At 33.7% G+C, this 3,686-nt stretch carries 3 protein-coding genes and 1 pseudogene; 3 read left to right on the plus strand and 1 reads right to left on the minus strand.

What is annotated here, in order from left to right; genetic code table 11:
- Positions 1 to 629: POTRA domain-containing protein (locus ACFIKH_RS08690; RefSeq protein ID WP_375671499.1), on the minus strand; the 629-nt coding region annotated here is incomplete at its 3' end.
- A gap of 428 nt (positions 630 to 1,057) precedes the next feature.
- On the opposite strand from ACFIKH_RS08690, the pseudogene ACFIKH_RS08695 reads away from it, so the two are divergent.
- The 3 genes and pseudogenes from ACFIKH_RS08695 to ACFIKH_RS08705 form a co-directional block, all read left to right on the plus strand.
- A pseudogene (locus ACFIKH_RS08695) lies at positions 1,058 to 1,717 on the plus strand (type ISP restriction/modification enzyme); the annotation flags it as partial.
- Between the two features lie 281 nt (positions 1,718 to 1,998).
- Positions 1,999 to 2,256, plus strand: a complete 258-nt coding sequence (locus tag ACFIKH_RS08700; protein ID WP_026500656.1) for a type II toxin-antitoxin system RelB/DinJ family antitoxin — start codon at positions 1,999 to 2,001, stop codon at positions 2,254 to 2,256.
- Position 2,257: 1 nt separating this feature from the next.
- On the plus strand, positions 2,258 to 2,530 hold the full coding sequence (locus ACFIKH_RS08705) for a type II toxin-antitoxin system YafQ family toxin (RefSeq protein WP_026500655.1): 273 nt from the start codon (positions 2,258 to 2,260) through the stop codon (positions 2,528 to 2,530).
- Positions 2,531 to 3,686 lie beyond the last annotated feature (1,156 nt).

The following is a 3,686-nucleotide window of genomic DNA, read 5'->3' on the forward strand; positions in this document are numbered from 1 at the left end:
AGATTAATGGTGGCTTGGCGTGAGAAAAGCCGATTGATTTGATCAAGCCCTTGCTCTATCTGGCGCAGATTGGTCGGTTTTCCAATAAGGTTTGGAAAAGCCGTGGTGATTTCTCCTTGAAGTCTCCTCTCAACTTTATGCCCATCAAGGGTAATATCTTCCATCACACCTTCAACAACAACAATCTTGAGATGACCGCCGCTTAAATCTTGCTCAGGCAAATAAGCCCGCACTGCAATATAGCCGCGCTTCATATAAAGCTTGGTCACCGCTTTGAGCACTTTATTGATTTCGGCAATCCCCAAACACCGTCCTTCCCAAAGAGAAATGGCTTCATGAAGGTCGGTGTGAGAAATCAACTGAGTACCAACAAATTCAATGCTTTTGATCAGCAAACAGGTTGTACCAGACGAAGCACCATAGGCAGATGTGGTATCATCGTCTGGCAAAAAGACCCCATGGGTTTCGTTTCTACGGTGTAATTGCTGAAAACGTTGTTGTTGCGTTTGTTGTCGTTGGATGCTCTCTGATTGATTAATCGCTTTCTCACGAATGTTTTCGGCAAAACTCGGCAAAGAAAAAAGGCACAAAAAAGCCGCAAAAACAAAAGTGAAAAAAAATCTATGCATTCATTGTGCCCTCAAAGTGAGCAACAAAATGAACCATATCGTCAGCGTCACAGAAAAAATCGCCAACCGCGTAACAATTCTTTAATTTTTTGATGAGAATAATACTTATAACATCTGAGAGAAAAGCATAGACTGTACTGTATATACCTGCTTTATGAGTTGTGCAAACCATATCATTTCCCCCGCTTTTGAAGCTTGTATAATTACACTGTTAAATGACAATCATATGCTCTATATGCTTCTTAATTTTAAGGTGTTGCATGTAATATAATCTTGAGCTTCAAGTAAAGACTCTTATTCATAGAATATACCAAATTTATTGGAACTGTTACATATTAGAGACAACAAGAAACACTCCATTATTATCGCTTGATAAGAAAAATAGCATGACGATAGCTTATTTACTAAAATAAGCAAAAAAGAAAATGCGTGATGCCATTACGGATGAAGGATTAGCACATTTTAAAGCCGCTTATCCTAATGAAACCATAACAAAAGATGATCTATTCTATTATGTTTATGGTCTCTTGCATTCAGAAGATTATCGCACGCGTTATGTCGATAACCTCTCTAAAGAATTGCCTCGTATCCCTTGCGTAAAAACGGCTGATGACTTTTGGAAGTTTGTAACAGCAGGGCATGAATTGGGTCATTTGCACGTAAACTATGAAACTGTAGAACCTTATCCTGAGACCTTTAAAAAGGGTAATCTAAAATTAACTGACATCTCTAATCCCGAAAAGTTTTATTATGTGACTGAAATGAAATTCGCAAAAATTAAGAATAGTAAGGAAAAAGATAAATCAACAGTTATTTATAATAGCAATATCATCATGACAGATATCCCTAAGTAAGCTTATGAGTATATCGTTAATGGCAAGCCCGCTCTTGAATGGGTTATGGGGCGTCAATCTGTAAAAACAGATAAAAAGAGTGGCATTGTGAATGATGCCAATCACTATGCTGTTGAAACTGTTGGAAATCCTGCTTATCCTCTAGAGTTGTTTCAAAGGGTTATTATCGTAAGTTTAGAAACAATGAAAATCGTGAAAAAACTACCAAAATTAGAAATTAGAGAAACTGAATAGATTTGGCATACTCACATAATGGGTATAGAGCTTATAACCATAATCTATACCTCTCTTGTTAAGTTGATTAGATATAATCTTCTTTACTATGAGGGATAACAAAATAAAGTTAAGAGAATAGGATTTTGCAACATTCCTCTTAATTATTGCGAATCAAGGATTCTTTTCGTGGAGTTTTTTTTGCCATACCTGCTATCCAGAGGGTTTTTAATTCTAAAAAATTGACTTGAAGTCACAGTGTAGCTACACTATAACAAAGGTTATAAATGGAGATACAAATCATGAAAGCCGATTCTGTTGTTCGCGCTCGCATTCCTGCTAAAATGAAAAAACAAGCGATGATTACTTTAGAACGCATGGGATTAAGTGCATCAGATCTTATCCGCATAACATTTTTGCGTGTCGCTGAAGAAGGTTGTTTGCCTTTTGAGCTTAAAGTACCTAATAGTGTCACACGTAAAGCTATAAAGGAATTAGATGAAGGTAAAGGTAAAACATTTAAAAACGCTGATGCCCTTTTTAAGGATTTAGGCATTTAATATGCTGATACCTGTTCGCTCGAGACAATTTAAACGTGACGTGCGCAAGGCGGAAAAACGCAGTAAAAATATGAATAAGCTGCGTACACTATTAAGTCTTCTAATTGAAGAAAAGCCATTACCAAGACACTACTGTGATCATCCACTAAAAGGCGATTGGGTAGGGTATCATGATATTCATATCGAACCAGATTGGCTGCTTATTTATAGAATAGAAGGAGATAAATTACATCTTATTCGTACAGGAACGCACTCTGACCTTTTCAAAGAATAATTATATGAAAAGTTAAAAATACTCTAACTTTTCTCTACATAAAGAGCACAGACCGTAAAAAACTCGCTCTTGAAGCTATAAAAAAGCTCCAAAAAGATGAGAGATAGAGAAAAAAACTAATAGAATCAATAAAAAATAAAATTCTCACTATTAATATAACTTATTGACTTAATTATTATTGAGTATCCCTTTTTAAAAGAATAGTTTATATGCGTTATTCTAAAAAGAAATCATTTGCACTTTTAAATACTCTTATTTGGATTGCTTTTAAAAAACTATATCGTAATCTAAAATGATAAATGTATACTTTTCGAAAGCTCTGTTTAAAGAGAGTTCGATAATCTCTATAATTATCAGTCTCTCTTTAGATGTTTTATAACAAATAAATCACATTATCATCTTTATCATTGCTCTTATGAAAATGAAAAATGATGCGGTAGCTATAAAGAAGGTAACAGCTATAAAAGGCTGTTAAATTGCAAATGCGTTATAAAGGAAATTAACAGAAATCTTAAAAACCATTTAGTAAAAAAACTGATAGGTTATAAAACTAAAAATACGTATGATGAGAGCGTTTTTAAATATTATAAATGTATAGATTCAGAAAATAACGCAATCGTTTCATAAAGCCTATAATATATCTTTAAAAGCACATAAATATAAAAGAAGCAATTAATAAGCATAAGATATTATCAATACACAACGTATTTAAAAAATAAGAAAAAATATCAAAAGAGACAAAATATTATTTGACAATAAATACGTATTTTGTTATATAAATAATCAAGTGATCAAAACACTTTGTGATTAGCGGATAGATTACGAAACAATCTTTCCAAAGCTTTTAAAAACTGGCTATCTTTTATGCTATGATTAGCATATATGATAATTTTGTCGGGTGTAGTTACGCCATAAAATACTCTTATGAGAAAAGCGTAACAACGGACTAATCACCGTGTTTTGAACGCCCGACGCCCCTTATAGGGTGTCAATTTCAAAACTCTTGATTAGGACATATTAGTATGAATACTACAGTAAAAAACATCCCCATTATTTCTAACATTGCAAATGAAACCGCCCCTGTTAATCAACAAGAGCCTGCAAAAAAATACGAATTTACCAATGAAAAATTCACTTTTGATGGTCTTACTTTACA

Source organism: Bartonella sp. SD1336NMGDW (assembly GCF_042193565.1).
GTDB classification, from domain to species: domain Bacteria; phylum Pseudomonadota; class Alphaproteobacteria; order Rhizobiales; family Rhizobiaceae; genus Bartonella; species Bartonella grahamii.